This is a genomic window from Paenibacillus athensensis, assembly GCF_004514475.2.
Taxonomy (GTDB): domain Bacteria; phylum Bacillota; class Bacilli; order Paenibacillales; family NBRC-103111; genus Paenibacillus_AL; species Paenibacillus_AL athensensis.
In genome coordinates this window covers 481,612-496,505 of sequence record NZ_MYFO02000004.1, presented here as the reverse complement: position 1 = coordinate 496,505, position 14,894 = coordinate 481,612, and the positions used below count along the sequence as shown (strand labels likewise).

At 56.4% G+C, this 14,894-nt stretch carries 11 protein-coding genes; 5 read left to right on the top strand and 6 right to left on the bottom strand.

Annotation, left to right across the window (positions count from 1 at the left end; genetic code table 11):
• Positions 1-30: 30 nt before the first annotated feature.
• The gene (locus B5M42_RS10405; protein ID WP_134752453.1) at positions 31-468 is read right to left on the bottom strand and encodes a hypothetical protein; all 438 of its coding nucleotides are present in this window, start codon (positions 466-468) and stop codon (positions 31-33) included.
• Between the two features lie 221 nt (positions 469-689).
• Positions 690-863, bottom strand: coding sequence for a hypothetical protein (locus tag B5M42_RS10400; RefSeq protein WP_167689839.1), 174 nt, complete (start codon positions 861-863; stop codon positions 690-692).
• A gap of 88 nt (positions 864-951) precedes the next feature.
• Between B5M42_RS10400 and B5M42_RS10395 the strand changes: the two genes are divergently transcribed.
• The 3 genes from B5M42_RS10395 to B5M42_RS10385 are packed head-to-tail and all read left to right on the top strand — an operon-like array spanning position 952 to position 5,143.
• Positions 952-3,510: an ATP-binding protein gene (locus B5M42_RS10395; protein WP_134752412.1), complete on the top strand. Its 2,559-nt coding sequence runs from the start codon at positions 952-954 to the stop codon at positions 3,508-3,510.
• Positions 3,507-4,187 carry a response regulator gene (locus tag B5M42_RS10390; RefSeq protein WP_134752410.1) on the top strand — a complete coding sequence of 227 codons (681 nt, stop codon included), beginning with the start codon at positions 3,507-3,509 and terminating at the stop codon, positions 4,185-4,187. Before B5M42_RS10395 ends, B5M42_RS10390 begins: the two co-directional genes overlap by 4 nt.
• A complete protein-coding gene (locus B5M42_RS10385; protein WP_134752408.1) occupies positions 4,184-5,143 on the top strand; it encodes a polyprenyl synthetase family protein in 960 nt (319 codons plus the stop codon). Before B5M42_RS10390 ends, B5M42_RS10385 begins: the two co-directional genes overlap by 4 nt.
• 235 nt (positions 5,144-5,378) lie before the next feature.
• Here B5M42_RS10385 and B5M42_RS10380 read toward each other — a convergent pair whose 3' ends face one another.
• Positions 5,379-10,598, bottom strand: coding sequence for a galactose-binding domain-containing protein (locus tag B5M42_RS10380; protein ID WP_134752406.1), 5,220 nt, complete (start codon positions 10,596-10,598; stop codon positions 5,379-5,381).
• 452 nt (positions 10,599-11,050) lie between these two features.
• Positions 11,051-11,530 (bottom strand): transcription elongation factor GreA, encoded by a 480-nt coding sequence (gene greA / locus B5M42_RS10375; RefSeq protein ID WP_134752404.1) that lies wholly within the window; start codon positions 11,528-11,530, stop codon positions 11,051-11,053.
• 130 nt (positions 11,531-11,660) lie between these two features.
• Here greA and B5M42_RS10370 point away from each other — a divergent pair, with 130 nt between their 5' ends.
• Both B5M42_RS10370 and B5M42_RS10365 read left to right on the top strand, forming a co-directional pair.
• A complete protein-coding gene (locus B5M42_RS10370; protein ID WP_230632835.1) occupies positions 11,661-12,107 on the top strand; it encodes a DoxX family protein in 447 nt (148 codons plus the stop codon).
• Positions 12,108-12,322: 215 nt separating this feature from the next.
• Complete coding sequence (locus B5M42_RS10365) at positions 12,323-13,534, top strand: MFS transporter (protein WP_134752400.1); 1,212 nt, start codon at positions 12,323-12,325, stop codon at positions 13,532-13,534.
• A 47-nt stretch (positions 13,535-13,581) separates the two neighbouring features.
• Here B5M42_RS10365 and B5M42_RS10360 read toward each other — a convergent pair whose 3' ends face one another.
• A complete protein-coding gene (locus B5M42_RS10360) occupies positions 13,582-13,767 on the bottom strand; it encodes a hypothetical protein (RefSeq protein WP_134752398.1) in 186 nt (61 codons plus the stop codon).
• Complete coding sequence (locus tag B5M42_RS10355) at positions 13,760-14,731, bottom strand: LacI family DNA-binding transcriptional regulator (RefSeq protein ID WP_134752396.1); 972 nt, start codon at positions 14,729-14,731, stop codon at positions 13,760-13,762. Before B5M42_RS10355 ends, B5M42_RS10360 begins: the two co-directional genes overlap by 8 nt.
• Positions 14,732-14,894: the final 163 nt, after the last annotated feature.

Below are 14,894 nucleotides of genomic sequence, written 5' to 3'. Positions count from 1 at the left end.
CGCTCCCCCGCCTGCACACCGCAATCGCGCCTAGCGGCGCTTGCGCGAATTTTTCACCAGCGTCATGCGCCGGGAATGGCGCAGCCAGGCGTAATACGAGCGCAGGTCGCGCAGCTCGATCGTCTCGGACAGCTTGCCGAGAAACGTAATGACAATCATCTTGTGCAGCGGATTGCCCGCAATGTCCGTCTCGCGCTCCAGCACGGCAAAATCGGCCACAACGACCACATCGCCGTCAACGAGATACACATCCTGCTCGCTTTGGTAGTACGGCGCAATCCGCCCGTCCTTCAGACGGCTCCACAAGTAAGCGGAAATCGCCTCGAACGTGCCGTCTTCGGAGCTGATCCGGCTCGTCCAACGCTCAACCGCATGATTCGTTATGACAATGTCGGCTACCTTCTTGTCGTTCAGCTCCACGTAAAACGGTTCGTATGTCGTCCAACGCTTCGTCTCTTTGTCTTTCATCATTCAAGCCTCCCTATTGTGCCTATATTTCTAGTATATGGAGGATTTGTGAAATTTTCAGCGCAACATTCTTTCGCATTCGTGCAAAAATTTATTTTCGCAATTGTAAACAATTGTCCGACATAAGCTCGTGCACACAAAAAGGATTGTATACTATAAAGTACATTAAATGCACGTTTATATTATACAACCCTTTTGCTTAAAGCAACTGCAACTTCATGTTAGTCTCTCCAAGGCAGGTTTTGCTGCTCAGTGTTCACTTTCCGTTGAAAGCCTTGCAGCACAGCCGCCTGCTCGAAAGCGGACAGCCCGGCAACCGCAGTACGGTCGGCCGGAGCGGCTTTCAGCTTGCGGACCACCTCTTGCAGATTCGCAGACCACAGAACCGTCGACATCGTTCTCACCTCCATTCGGGATAAACGGGCTTTGATCTAAAGCCTATCCCAATTGTATCTTAAAATATACAAAGAAAGAAGGCCTAAAATGGTGAAAATGATGAAAATATTCATATTTCTTTTATTTTGTCTCCATATCTGGTTTCTCTACCTTTTATTTACGTATCCCAGCTTCGGCATCAACGTCGCTGCGCAGCCGGACGGCACATGGGTCGTCTCGCGGTTTGACCGCATCGCCAGCGATCTGGGCATCGCCATCGGCGACCGGGTCGTGTCGCTGGACGGCATTCCCGCCGGACAATTCCCGTCGGTTGTCAAGCTGCGCACCATCGATCAAGCCCACACGATTGTAGTGAATCGCAGCGGCGTCGAGCTTGAGCTTACGACCGACCGCATCCCCAAAGCGGCCGAAGCCGATTATTTCGCGCTGTTCGGTGAGCTGGTCAGCTTGTCCGTCGCTTGGCTGTTCCACCGCAAGCTGCCGCGCTCGGCCTCCGCCCGCAGACTGGCGCAGATGTTTGCTTGCATCGGGCTCGCCTTCATGAGCCTGCTGGCTTCAATTCGTGGCGACGCGCTGGCGATCAATCTGATCGGAGCGGCGGTGATGCTGCTGCCGGTATCCTTTTTGCAATTTCTGATCGTATTTTTGCGCGAGCGGGCAGGCGTCACGCTGCCTTCTTCCTTTATCCCGTATTTATACGGCTTTATCGGCGGTCTGTTCGCCTTGCAGCTGACGACCTTCGTCAACGCCCCGGTCTCCTACCTGATCACGCATTATACGACGCTGATTCTGGAAATTTTCGTCATCGTCATTGTCCTGCTGAGCGCGCTTGTGCTTGCCTACGCTTACGCCAGACACCGCCGGACGCCGCATATCGCCGCTTTGCTCAAAACGATTGCCGCTGCGCTGTTCATCTCGTTCGCGCCGCTTATTGTCCTTTCATTCGTGCCGGAAATGCTGGCCGGCTTCTATTGGATCAACCCGTTTTACACGGGCTGGTTCGTCCTCTTTTTTCCGGCTGCATTCGCCTGTCTGATTGCTCGCCATCAGCTTTACGACATCGATTTTATTCTGAAAAGGATGCTGTTCGCTGTGCTTGCCGCCATCCCGCCGTGCGTTGTTTTTCTCGCCATCGTTTGGCTGCTGTTCCCGGACCGGATGACGGGCCGCATGGGCTTTATCGCCTTTTCGCTGTTCCTGCTCGCCCAATCGCTCATCTTCTATGCGTTTGAGACCTGGACGAGCCGGCTCGCGCCGCTTCTGTTTCCGCGCAAGCATTATCTCCAGCAATCGCTGAAAAAAATCGCCGGCGACCTCGGCGCCACCAGCAGCTTCCGCGAGCTGAAACGCACGCTGTTGAGCGGCTTGGTCGACACGCTCGACCTGTTCGGCGGCGCCGTTGTCTACCGCTATGACAACCATACCGACTGCGCCGCCGAAGGCGATATCGACGAAGCCGACATCGCACGGGCGCTGGCCAGCGAAACGGGCGGCGACACAGCCGTTAACTCATCGGCGGGCGCATCCGCTGGTGCGGGTAGCGGCAACGGCGCTGGCTCCGGCTCCGGCTCTGGCAACGGCGCTGGCGCTGGCGCTAGTTCCAGCTCTGCCACTTGTGCTGCCGGTGGCTCTGGCTCCGGCTCTAGCTCTGGCTCTGGAGCCGAAGCAAACACGGACGCAAGCGCCTCTACGGAAACCGGCTGCACCGTCATAACCGTCACCCGTCAGGAGGAATACGCCTGCTATCTCGTTTTGTCGGCCAAAAAGGACAATACGCTCCTGAGCCGCGAAGAGACGCAATGGCTGCGTCTTATCGTGACGTATCTGTCCGTCACGATGGAGAACGTCCATCTGGTGCGCAAGCTGACCTCCTCGCTGGAGCAAGCGATCGGCCGACTGCCCGACCGGCGCAGCTCGCGTGAGCTGGCCTGGTTCCGCAAGCTGACGTTCGAGCTGCAGGAAAAAGAGCGCATGCGCCTCGCCGCCGACCTGCACGATACGACGATGCAGGACTTGTTTTTCCTGCGCCGCAAGCTCACGGGCGCGCTGCGCGGGCTTCCGGCCGCCGACCGGGCCGGGCTTGCTCCGCTGCAGCAGCTCGTCAGTGACATTGACGCGATTCACCGCAGCTTGCGGGAAAGCTGCTTTGAGCTGCATCCGTATCTGATGGCCGATATCGGACTGATGCGGACGCTGGAGCAGCTTGTGGAACAAGAGCGGCAAACCTGCGGCTTCCGGCTGGAATTCGACATCGCGTCCGACGAGGAGCTGGAGCTGCGGACGCCGGAGGTCAAAATGCATCTGTTCCGGATCGTTCAGGAGCTGCTCAACAATGCCAAGAAGCATTCCCGCGCCCGGCACGTCCGGTTCAAGCTGGCGGCTGCGGCAGGCGGGCGCGTTACGCTGCGCTATGAAGACGACGGCGTCGGCTTTGACGTTACGCCAGGCACTGCGGCCGGAAGCGCCGCCCCGCCGCCGGTTCCGCTGCGCGCCGGCTCCGAGCGGCCGCGCAGCCGGGGGCTGGAGCAGCTGCGCAGCCGCGTCGGAGCGCTGGACGGAAGCTGCCGCATCGAAGCCGCTCCCGGCGCGGGCGTGCGCGTGCACATTACGATTCCCGCCGCCCTGCAGGAAGGAGAATCCGCATGAATGCGCCAATGCCGCCGGACTCGCCCGTCACAGCAATTGTCATCGACGATCACCCGCTCATGGCCGGCGCGACCCGCCAGCTGCTGGAGCAGACCGGCGATATCCGCGTGCTGGCAACCGCCGTCACCGGACAAGCCGGTCTGGAGCTGATCGGGCAACACCGGCCCGAGTTGGTTGTGCTCGACTACCAGCTGCCCGATCTGTCGGGCATTCAGCTTGCCGAGCAAATCCGGCGGATCGACGCCGAGGTCAGAATCGTGCTGTTTACCGGCCACGATCTGTCGGCGCTCGCCGATATCATCGTCTGGGAGCTTGGCATCAGCGCCGTCATCTCCAAAGACACACCGGAGGCGATCGTTCAGCACATGATCCCCTGCGTTTTGCACGATCAGCTGGTGCTGCCGCGTCCGCTGCTCAACCGGCTGCGCCGGCCGCAGCGCGTTTCGTTATACCAGACGCCGCTAACCGACGAGGATATCCACATCCTGCAGATGGTCAGCCGTGGCGTCACGCACGAAGCGATTGCCGACAAAATTCATACGAGCCGCCGCACCGTCGACAACCACCTGCGCAAAATTTATGAAAAGCTCGGCGTCGCATCCAAAATTCAGGCGCTGCAAAAGGTGCTTGGCGACGAGCAGTATGCCGCATATTTCAGAGAGGAGAACGAATCATGAATCCCACTATTGTGCAGCTCATGCTGGAGCTGATGGAAAACCGCTTTTCCGAGCCGTCGCTATCCGCCCATCTGGCGAGCTTCATCCGGGAAAAAGCGCGCGAGGACAGCCGCTGGGCCGACATTACCCGCTTCACCCATTATCTGCTCGGCGGCAGCGACCCGCACATCGAACGGCTGGCAGCGCTCACCGAGGTCATCGTGCTGGCACTCGACATTGTCGATGACCTGCAGGATCAGGACAACACCGGCAAGCCGTGGATGACGTGCCCGCCGGCACTGGCGCTGAACGCCGCTGTGGCGCTGCTCGTCACTGCACTCAGCGAGCTTGCGACGCTGCCTGCGCAAGCCGACATGCTGGGGCGCAGCGCCGCCGGGCCTATCGCAGCCGTACTGCCGGCCGTCGGCGTCGGCGCCCATCTGTCGCGCGCCTTGTGCGGCCAGCAAAAGGATCTGCTCGACCGCGCCGATTCGGAAAGCGCCTATCTGGACATGACGCGCGAGAAATCGGGCTCGCTGATCCGGCTGGCCTGCTTTCTCGGCAGCGCGACCTCCGGCTGCGCCGACGCCGCCACGCTGCAGGCGCTGGAGCAATTCGCCGAGCTGTTCGGCGTCGCCGCGCAAATCGCCAACGACTTGCAGGACCTGCGCCGCTACGATTTGAAAAACGATCTGCTCGCACGCAAGCGCACGCTGCCGATTTTATTTTTGCTGCAGGAGTCAAAGACACAATGTGCGCCGTTGCATGATTTCTACGAGCATCGCTTGACCGCCGAGCAGTTTCTGGCCTATAAGCCGGACGTCTTGCGCTATATCGAGCAGTCCGGCTGCATCGAATATGCGCAAATCGTTGTCGGACTGCTGAAGGATCAAGCGGAAACCGCGCTGGCGGCCATAGACGGCGACTGCTTCTGGAAAAGCGAGCTGCGCAAGGTCACGCTCGGCGCGCTCGCTTGAGCCGAAACCGTGTCCGGTCCGAATCGTGCCGTGCCCATGTCCGGTCGTGTCCGGGCCGAGCCGCTCCGGCAGCCGTATGGCCGGTATCGCGCTAGCGAGCACGGCAGGCTGCGAATGCCGCACGCCACGGAAATTGCGTGCTCCGAAGTCACGCGCGTTGCCCAAAGGCTGTCGCATCACGCAAAAAAGCAAGGGGCAGCCCGCAGGCGCCCCTTGCTTATCCTTGTGCTGAAGCTTATTGATAAATGCCCATTTCCCACAGCGAGTAGCCGTATTGCGTGCCGCGGACCGTGCCGGTCAAGCGAACGTAACGCGCGCTGGTTGACGTAAAGGTGACATTCTCGATGCCGCCTGCGCCCGTTGTAGTCGAGTAGACCTGCGTCCAAGTCGATCCGTTCGTCGACACCTCGATTTTATAGCTTTTGCCGTACGCGCCTTCCCAGTTCAGGTTCACGCGGCTGATCGTTTGGGCGGAGCCCAGATCGACCGAAATCCATTGCGGATCGCTGAAGGCCGATTCCCAGCGAGTTCCGGTGTTGCCGTCTACGGCATAGCTGCCGGCTTGCAGCGCGCCCGTGGACGTCGTTACGGTTTTGTTCAACGCCAGATTGACGTTGGAAGCCGCCGTCACCACCTGCGAGACGGTCGCATCGGAGTAGCCGCTCGCTTGCACGGTAATCGCATACGTTTTCGCCGTGGAGAACAGCGAAGCATTCAGCGTAATTTTACCAGAAGCTACCGTGTACTGGTTCGTTGCAACAGTCGTGCCGTCCACCTTCACGGCGCTGATCGCGCTTCTCCATGCGGAGTTATCGGTGAACGTGATGTCCATTGGCTGACCGACGTTGTTCAGTGTGCTGTCAGCGGTCAGTGCCGGAGGGGTTTGCGTTGTCGAACCGCTACCGTACACTTCCAGCTCCCACAGCGAGTAGCCGTATTGTGTACCGCGAACCGTGCCGGTCAAGCGAACATATCGAGCGTTTGCCGCAGTGAACGTGAGGGTCTCTACGCCACCTGCGCCGGTCGTCGTAGAGTACACTTGCGACCAGTTGCTGCCGTCTGTTGAAACTTCAATTTTGTAGCTTTTGCCGTATGCGCCTTCCCAGTTCAGGACAACCTTGTTCACGGATTGTGTGGAGCCAAGGTCGACGGAAATCCATTGCGGATCGCTTGAAGCCGATTCCCAGCGAGTTCCGGCGTTGCCGTCTACGGCATAGTTACCTGCTTGCACAGCCCCTGTAGAAGTTGTAACCGTTTTGTTCAGCGCCAGGTTCGTACCGCCGCTGCTTGCTGCGTTAACTACCAGCGAAGCCGAGGCGTCGGAGTAACCGGAAGCCTGTACGGTAATAGCGTACGTTTTGGCGGTCGAGAACAAGGAGGCGTTCAGCGTAATCGAACCTGCGGCGACCGTATACTGGTTCGTTGCCACGGTCGTGCCGTCTACTTTCACAGCGCTGATCGCGCTTCTCCATGCGGAGTTGTCGGTAAAGGTTACCGTACCTGCCGAGCCCACAGTCGTTGCCGCTGCCGCCAGCGTCGGAGGCGTTTGCGTCGTCGAACCGCTGCCGTATACTTCGAATTCATACAGCGAGTAGCCGTAGGCTGTGCCGCGGACCGTACCTGTCAAACGCACATAACGGGCATTTGCTGCACCAAACGTGAGGGTTTCAACGCCGCCTGCTCCTGTCGTTGTGGAGTACACTTGCGACCAGTTGCTGCCGTCTGTCGAAACTTCGATTTTGTAGCTTTTGCCGTACGCGCCTTCCCAGTTCAGAACGACTTTGTTAACCGATTGCGTCGAACCAAGGTCGACGGAAATCCATTGCGGATCGCTGAAGGCCGATTCCCAACGGGTTCCGGCGTTGCCGTCAACCGCGAGACTGCCAGCTTGCAGCGCGCCTGTCGAGGTCGTAACCGTTTTGTTCAGCGCCAGATTCGTACCGCCGCTGCTGCCTGCATTCACGGTTTGCGAAACCGTCGCTGCATAGTAGCCGTTAGCCAGCACCGTGATCGAATACGCTTTGGCGGTCGGGAACAGCGAAGCGTTCAGCGTGATTTTGCCGGACGTTACGGTGTATTGACCGGAAGCCACGTTCGTTCCGTCTACTTGAACGGCAGTGATCGCGCCTCTCCAGGTAGCGTTATCGGTGAACGTAATGTCCATCGGCTGACCGACATTGTTTTGCGTGCTGTCGGCTGTCAGCGTCGGAGGCGTGTTTTGCGGATTCGTTGTCGCTTGCGGATTCACTTTCACCAGTGTTTTCGGAGCGATCGTCGCCGAACCTGTAACACCGCCGCTATTGCGGAAAGTGACCGTAATTGCTGCATTTGTCGGGTTCCAGACAAGCGCGCTGTATGTCGTGCCTTTTTTGTACACGGTTGCGCTTGCGCCGCCGGTGGCCCAGATGTCTTTCGTCCGGTTGCCGAGCGTCGCCATGCTGTGAACGAACCAGTACGTATTGAACAGCTCGTTTTGCTGAACGATCGTCGGATTGAATTTGTTCAATACAGCTTGCGGATCAAACAACGACTGGATCGGCCATACGATGTGGTACCAGTCATTTTCAGGTCCGCCGATATCGGCTACGAGGCCGTTGTACATCGTTTGTACCTTCGTAGGATCAAAGCCGTAGCTGGTCAAATACTCGGCCGTTGGCAGCCAGTGGATGCCGTAAACGAAAACCGGATCGCCGTTAAAGAAGGTGCCGAAGAAATTGGAGCTGCCGTATACTTGGCCCAGCGCTTTGTGGTTAAAGCCTGGCAGCCAGTTGTCTTGATCGTAGTTGAACCAGTATTGCTCAACTGCTTTCAGCTCGGTTGTGAAGCCGTAGATACCGGCATTGCGGTACGCGGTGTTGCCGGTCAGGTTGCCCCACAAATATTGGCCTACCCAGCCAAACAGCGATTCGCCCGCTGCTTCCTGGTTGTTGCCGCTGTCGTTGTCGGCATAGCCGCCTGCCCAGGAATGGCCTTCGTATGGATCGAAGTTACGGAAGGACGGGAAGAGCGGGTCTGTTTTCGACGGATTCGCGTAGTCGCGGATCAGCATGTCGACCATCGAGCCGTATTTGTCGCGGAAGTCCTGATCAAAGGAAGCCAGAACGGCGGAAGCAAATACGTAGTAGCCGTACGTGAAATGGTGGTCGGTGATGCCGGAGTTGGCGCCGAACTCACTGTTTTTATAAATCAGTGTACCCCAGTCGGAATTGTAGTCAAAATAGTACGTCGGTTCGCCGTTCGTGTACGTGTACCAGTCGCTCAGAACGGTTTTCATGCGGCTGACGAACAGCGCTTTGTAGTTCGCATCGCCGATTTGATCGGCAATCAGCGCGCCCATCGCCAGCGGATGGAGCTTTTTACCCTGCCAGTACGCGTCGCCTTGCATCAGGTTGGTCGCTGTGTCGGTGTCCAGCTTGACCAGATAGTCCTTCAGCGTTTGGCGGGAATACGTGGAGTCGCCCGGCTCCGTGAATTGCGGTACGATGCCGTAGAACTTGTTGACAGTCGTAAAGGAGTTGCCCTCAGTTACTTTCATCAAGCCGCGGATGGACTGGTACGTCAAAGCCGTGAGCGGCGAAGTCGTAATTTTCCATTGATGCGGCAGCTGCGCCATCAGCGTCGTATTGGCAAAGCCGGTACGCTTCAGCGTCGTCGTTGCAGCAAGCGTCGTGCTTACGTCAGACGTCGTATCGTTAAAGCTGTACGAGGCAGCCGTTCCCGTTACAAACGCGTACGCATGTTGATAGAAGTAGTTCAGGTTGGCAGTTCCCGGAATCGTGGCGACGGACATGTAGTTCGCGCCGCTGCCCAGGGAAATTTTGATTTTAGCGCCGATTTTCGTAAACGTCGTACCGGCTGGCACGAATGCTCCGTAATAACGCGTGACGTTGGAAGGCGTCGGAGCGCCGTTCGAATTGGTCACTTGAATCCCGATATGATCGGCTGTAATTGAAGCGCCGTCTGTCGTCAGGATCGTGTTGTTGTTGTCGTCAAAGAAACGGGTTGTCGCCGGCAGGTACAATTGCGCATCAGCAGGATTGCTGAACGTGTTGTACAGGTAAGGCGAGCCTTTGACAAACGTCGTTTTCAGCTCGGAAGTGCCGTCTGTGAAGGAGACATCGGCCGAGAAATCGCCGTAACCGATGATTTTGTTCACGACCTTGGCCGGGTCCATCGTATTGGTCGTAATATACAGGTCCGGGCTGCCGTCCGCGGCTTGCGTCCGGTCATTGGCGATGAAGCCTTGTCCCGGGTTCAATACGCTCAGACCTTGCTTGGTGTATTTGTTTTTCAGCGGAAGCGTAATGATACCGTTTCCAAGCTTGTTGATCATAATGGACTGCCACCAGTCATTGGACGGAAGCGGCGTTGCCAGGTTATCGGCTTTGTACAGCGGATATTTAGGCTGAGGCACCGACAGATCGTCCTTCACATAGCTACCTTGGCCTACTGCAACCGTAGAAGCCGTTGGCAGTGCAGGAATCGAATACGTAGGCTGCGGATCGCCGGCTACATAGTCGTATACCTGGAATTCAAAAATCGAATACCCGAACGTCGTCGTTCTGCTGATCCCCTTCATGCGGACATAACGTCCGGAAGCGTACATCGGCAGATTGAACGTACCGCCGTCGCCATGCAGCTCACGGTAAACGGTTGTCCAGTTCGCAGCATCGTTCGATACTTGAATATCGTACGTGCGGCCAGCTGCCGACTCCCAGTTGATAATGACGCGGCCGATGTTGTGCACGCTGCCCAAGTCCACATAAATCCATTCATTGTCGGTATGGTTCGAGGACCAGCGCGTCGTGCCGTTGCCGTCAACGACCAGCTGCGGCAGCGTCGAGTTCGGCGGCAAGTAATCGGCAACCTCGTAAGAGGAAGCGGTTACAGGACGGTTCAAAGCAACGTTCGTGCCCAGCTGCGCCGGAGGTGGGTTCACACCGCCCGTGCCGTACACTTCGAATTCGAACAGCGAAATGCCGTAGGCCGAAATCGAGCGGGCATTGGAGAACAAGCGCACATAACGGCCTGTAGCCGTGAACGTCAGCGCATCCACCGCGCCGTCACCGTTTGTGACCGAATACGCATCGCTCCAGTTCAATTCGTCGTTGGACGTTTGAATTTTATAGTTCGTGGAAAAAGCGCCTTCCCAACGCAGCGTTACGCCGGTAATGTTAGCGTTTGCACCCAAATCCACATAAATCCATTGTTGGTCAACGCCCCATGCGCTTTCCCAGCGTGTACCCGTGTCACCATCAAATGCCAGGTCGGGTGAACTGTTGCCGTTCATCGTCGACGAATAGGCCGGACGGTTTTGCGACAGCAGATAAGGGCCAGCCGCGTCCGCCTCCGTTGGCGGAATGAAGTTCAGCAAGCTCAATACCATGGCGAACACCATCGAGATTGAAGCGGCTTGCCGAAACTTGTTTCGGGCGTTGTTGCTTCTCTTACTCATGAAAATGCCTCCTTATTTCTGGGTTAGTCGATCTAATCTACCGTTTGCATGGCCGATGCGTCCTTGGCCCGCTTCTCCTCCCTAACGTCCCTGTCGTTGGCTACTCTATCGCTCCCGGCTTGCGGGGGATAGTACTTCCAAATTACGCCTTGCCCTGTCCAAATTCAATTGAACAATTCAACGATTTCGAACACAAATAAACGATCTTGCGCCAATCGATCTCAATATTAGAACATTTTCAAAGAAATCTATTCACAAATAAAAGTTATGCACATAGCGCAAAATATAAATCATTATATTCATTTTATTGCACATTATATAAAATAACGCAAAAATAATTCATTATTTTTGTCAATAAATGATAAAAACAAGCAAAAATGAATAACAAAAAAAATCCCGCTTTGTTCAAGCGAGATTCCTTCATCCGTTCACAGCCCAACCAGAAGCTCCGGTCAGCCCAGTTTGATCTCCAGCAGCTCATACTGCAGCACGCCCATCGGCGCGTTAACGTTGATCGTGTCGCCTACCTTTTTGCCCAGCAGCTCTTTACCCAGCGGGCTTTCATACGACAAGCGATTTTCGGCGACATTGGCTTCAGCCGGACCTACTATCTGGTATTCGATCCGTTCGGCAAATTCGATATCGTTCAGAATGACCGTCGAGCCGATTCCCACCTCGTTCAAGCTCAGCTCGCCAGCGTCGACGACTTTGGCTGTCTTGAGCATCCGCTCCAGCGTCAAAATCCGCGTCTCCAAAAACGCCTGATCCTCTTTCGCCGAATGGTATTCGCTGTTCTCCTTCAAATCGCCGTAGCTGATGGCGACCTTCAGCCGCTCAGCGAGCTCCTTGCGCTTGACTGTCTTGAGATCGCGCAGCTCCTCTTCGATTTTCGCCAAGCCTTCCGGCGTCAAAATCATTTCTTCTTTTGCCATCGTTCCACTCCCATTCCCTTGCTCTTCCCATTCTACCCTAAAATCAATCATTTGTAATCGAAACCGGCCAACTAATTTTCGCAAAGTAAACAGCAATCGATAAGAAGTCTCGCAGAGGAGATATGTTATAATGAAACCCATCGGCGCAAGCCAACTTCATCGCGAGAGGAATGAACACATGTCCCATCAACCGTCCAAAATCAAAACCATCGCCTACTGGGTTACGACGATCCTCGGCCCGACCAGCTTCGTCATCGGCGGTAGCTTGTTCGTGCTGCACAAACAGGAACAAATCGATACGCTAGCCCAGCTCGGCTATCCCGAATATTTGCTGACGATTCTCGGCATCTGGAAGCTGCTCGCCGTCATCGCCATCCTCGTTCCCCGTTTCCCGCGTCTCAAAGAATGGGCCTACGCCGGCTTTTTCTTTGAATTAAGCGGAGCGACGCTGTCCCATCTGCTGAACAGCGACGGTCTGGCACTGGCCTCCCAGCCGCTATTGTTCCTCGTGCTTGTTATGGCCTCGTGGGCGCTGCGTCCGCCAAGCCGCAGGCTTGCTTCGCGAAGCGGCTACTGAGCCGTACTTTGAACCAAAGATCATCTCCGCTGCGGAGCTGATCTTTTTTGCGTTGCGCACGTCCCGTCTTCGAAGCCCAAACCAGCATAACGCAGCTTGTGCCGCTGCCCCACTGCTGCTGCCTCTCGCCAATAGTGCTCCCTCATCTCAGCAACAATCACGAAGACACGATGCAGCGGATACTGTAAACTGGGGAAAACCATTGAGGTGATCCCATGAACACAACCGCCGCAGTCAAAAATCCGGCCTCGGCAGCTACCGTTATGCTGCTCGGGGTCAGCTTCGCGCATTTGCTCAACGATGCAATGCAAAACGTCGTCCCGGCGGCCTTCCCCATCTTCCGCGAATCCATGCACCTGAGCTTTGCGCAGATCGGCTGGATCGCCTTTACGCTCAACGTGACCGCTTCCGTGCTGCAGCCGCTGATCGGTCACTATTCCGATCGGCGCCCGATGCCGCTGCTGCTGCCGCTCGGCATGGTGTTTACGCTGCTCGGCATGATCGGCCTGGCGCTTTCGCCCGGACTCTTTGCCCTGATCGTATCGGCGGCGCTCGTCGGCATCGGCTCGTCCGTGCTGCACCCCGAATCATCGCGCGTCGCCCACATGGCCGCCGGCTCGGGCCGTGGACTCGCACAGTCGATCTTTCAGGTCGGCGGCAACTTCGGGCAGACATTGTCCCCGCTGCTGGTCGCCTTCCTGATCCTGCCACGCGGGCAAAGCGGCTTTCTCTGGCTGACCCTGCTGGCCGTGGTCGGCATCGCCGTGCAAGCCTATGTCAGCCGCTGGTACGGTGCGCGGACGCGCCGGGCCGAGTCCCAGACGCGCAGCGCTGCCGTAAGCGCGGGCTCCGGCTTTTCGCGGGGATATACCGGATTTGTCGTCAGTATTTTGATCGTGCTGCTGTTCTCCAAATTTGTGTATTTGACCAGCATGACCGGCTACTACTCGTTTTATTTCATGGACAAATACGGGTTACCGCTGTCCCGCGCCCAGCTCGCCTTATTTGCGCTGCAATTCGCCGGCATGGTCGGTACCTTGCTCGGCGGTCCGCTCGCCGACAAATTCGGGCGCAAGACGATCATCTGGTTCTCCATCGCCGGCACCGCGCCGTTTTCGCTGCTGCTGCCTTACGCCGGTCCGGCGACTGCCGTCCTGCTGTGTCTGGCGATTGGCATGATCCTGATGTCGGGCTTCTCCGTAATTATCGTCTATGCCCAAGAGATGCTGCCAGGGCGCGTCGGCATGATCGCCGGTCTGTTCTTTGGCCTGGCCTTCGGGCTGGCCGGACTCGGCTCGGTAGCGCTCGGCTGGCTGATCGACCATACAGGCGTCAGTCTGATGATCCGGCTGTGCGCGTTCCTGCCGCTGCTTGGCGTCTGCGCCTTCCTGCTGCCCAAAGATTCGCGGCTGATGGGTCGGCAGTAAAGCCGGTTTGAGCAAACTCGCTTGGCACAGTCCCTGCCAAATCCGTCTTACTCTCCAATCATTTCCGCCTTCGCTGCAAGCCTGCGCTGATTCTCCTCGGCGCAGGCTTGTTTGCTTTTTTGCCTGACAAAAAGGACTTCGGATTTCTTGCCTCCCGGATGTGCGCCAAAACGGCTGAAACCGGAGGAAGAAATGAAGTCCTTTTTGAAATCCAAGAGGGTACCTTCAGCCACGCACCGATTGTCTCCAGCAAATGGCAGCGCTCAGCTTGAACGCTTCCTTGCTCGCTGAACCTTCCGTCATTTCGATCAGCTTCTTGGCCGCCAAATAACCGCTCTCGTATCGCGGTACGGAAATGGTCGTCAACCCGGCAGCCGCAGCAGCGGCGCTGTCGTCAAAGCCGACGACGGAGATGTCCTCCGGGACGCGCAGGCGATGCTCGGCAAACGCACGAATCGCCCCGATCGCCATATTATCGTTGGCGCAGACGAGCACCTCCGGCAAATCGTTGCCCAGAATCATGATTTTTGCGGCCTGATAGCCGCTTTCCTCGCGATAATTCCCATGAAAATAATATTTGCGGTCAAAAACAATATCATGGAGAGCGAGCGTATCCTCCAATCCGGCAAACCGCTCTTGTGTATCCAGCGTATGCTCAACGCCTCCCATAAAACCGAAACGACGAAATCCTTTGTTCACAAGCTGTTGAACCATCTCGCACATGATGGGGTAATTGTCGACAATAACGCTTTTCGTGAATCCGCGCGGATGATCGATAATCCGGTCCATCAGTACGACTGGCAAATCCGGCTTGGCAATCGCCAGCAGGTCCTCGTCCGTCATCGAGCTATCCAGACTGATAATGCCGCAGGCCAAGCGGTTTTCGATAAAATGAATGCTCGATTTGTTCGTGCAAATCATGAAATCATAACCGTTTTCCGTCAGGCAATCGCTGATACCGTTAATAATCTTCAAGTAAAAATGACGATCGAAATCGCTGAAAATAAACATGACTGTCTTTGAGTGCGACATCTTAGCCTTCTTGCGCAGCGTATTCGGCAAGTAGCCCACCTCTGCACAAATCTTTAGAATTTTATCTTTTGTATCCGGACCGACATTGCTACGCTCGTTCAGCACATTAGACACCGTAGAAACCGAAACACCCGCCAATTCGGCAATTTCCTTTAATCCTGGCATAAGTCAACGCGCTCCCTGAAAAATGGAATTCGGCAACCGATCCGCTCCGATACTATCATGAGCGACGGCTTGCTTGATTAACCGAATTATAGCATAGAAATCATCGCTTTTTTTTGTAAATTTACTAGAAGATTCGTAAAAAGATGCGACACAGCGCAGCTAT

Excerpts from the sequence above, each read along its gene's own strand:
- B5M42_RS10405 (WP_134752453.1), bottom strand. The coding sequence starts at position 468 with ATGAAAGACAAAGAGACGAAGCGTTGGACGACATACGAACCGTTTTAC.
- B5M42_RS10400 (WP_167689839.1), bottom strand. The coding sequence starts at position 863 with ATGTCGACGGTTCTGTGGTCTGCGAATCTGCAAGAGGTGGTCCGCAAG.
- B5M42_RS10395 (WP_134752412.1), top strand. The coding sequence starts at position 952 with ATGGTGAAAATGATGAAAATATTCATATTTCTTTTATTTTGTCTCCAT.
- B5M42_RS10390 (WP_134752410.1), top strand. The coding sequence starts at position 3,507 with ATGAATGCGCCAATGCCGCCGGACTCGCCCGTCACAGCAATTGTCATC.
- B5M42_RS10385 (WP_134752408.1), top strand. The coding sequence starts at position 4,184 with ATGAATCCCACTATTGTGCAGCTCATGCTGGAGCTGATGGAAAACCGC.
- B5M42_RS10380 (WP_134752406.1), bottom strand. The coding sequence starts at position 10,598 with ATGAGTAAGAGAAGCAACAACGCCCGAAACAAGTTTCGGCAAGCCGCT.
- greA (WP_134752404.1), bottom strand. The coding sequence starts at position 11,530 with ATGGCAAAAGAAGAAATGATTTTGACGCCGGAAGGCTTGGCGAAAATC.
- B5M42_RS10370 (WP_230632835.1), top strand. The coding sequence starts at position 11,661 with ATGAAACCCATCGGCGCAAGCCAACTTCATCGCGAGAGGAATGAACAC.
- B5M42_RS10365 (WP_134752400.1), top strand. The coding sequence starts at position 12,323 with ATGAACACAACCGCCGCAGTCAAAAATCCGGCCTCGGCAGCTACCGTT.
- B5M42_RS10355 (WP_134752396.1), bottom strand. The coding sequence starts at position 14,731 with ATGCCAGGATTAAAGGAAATTGCCGAATTGGCGGGTGTTTCGGTTTCT.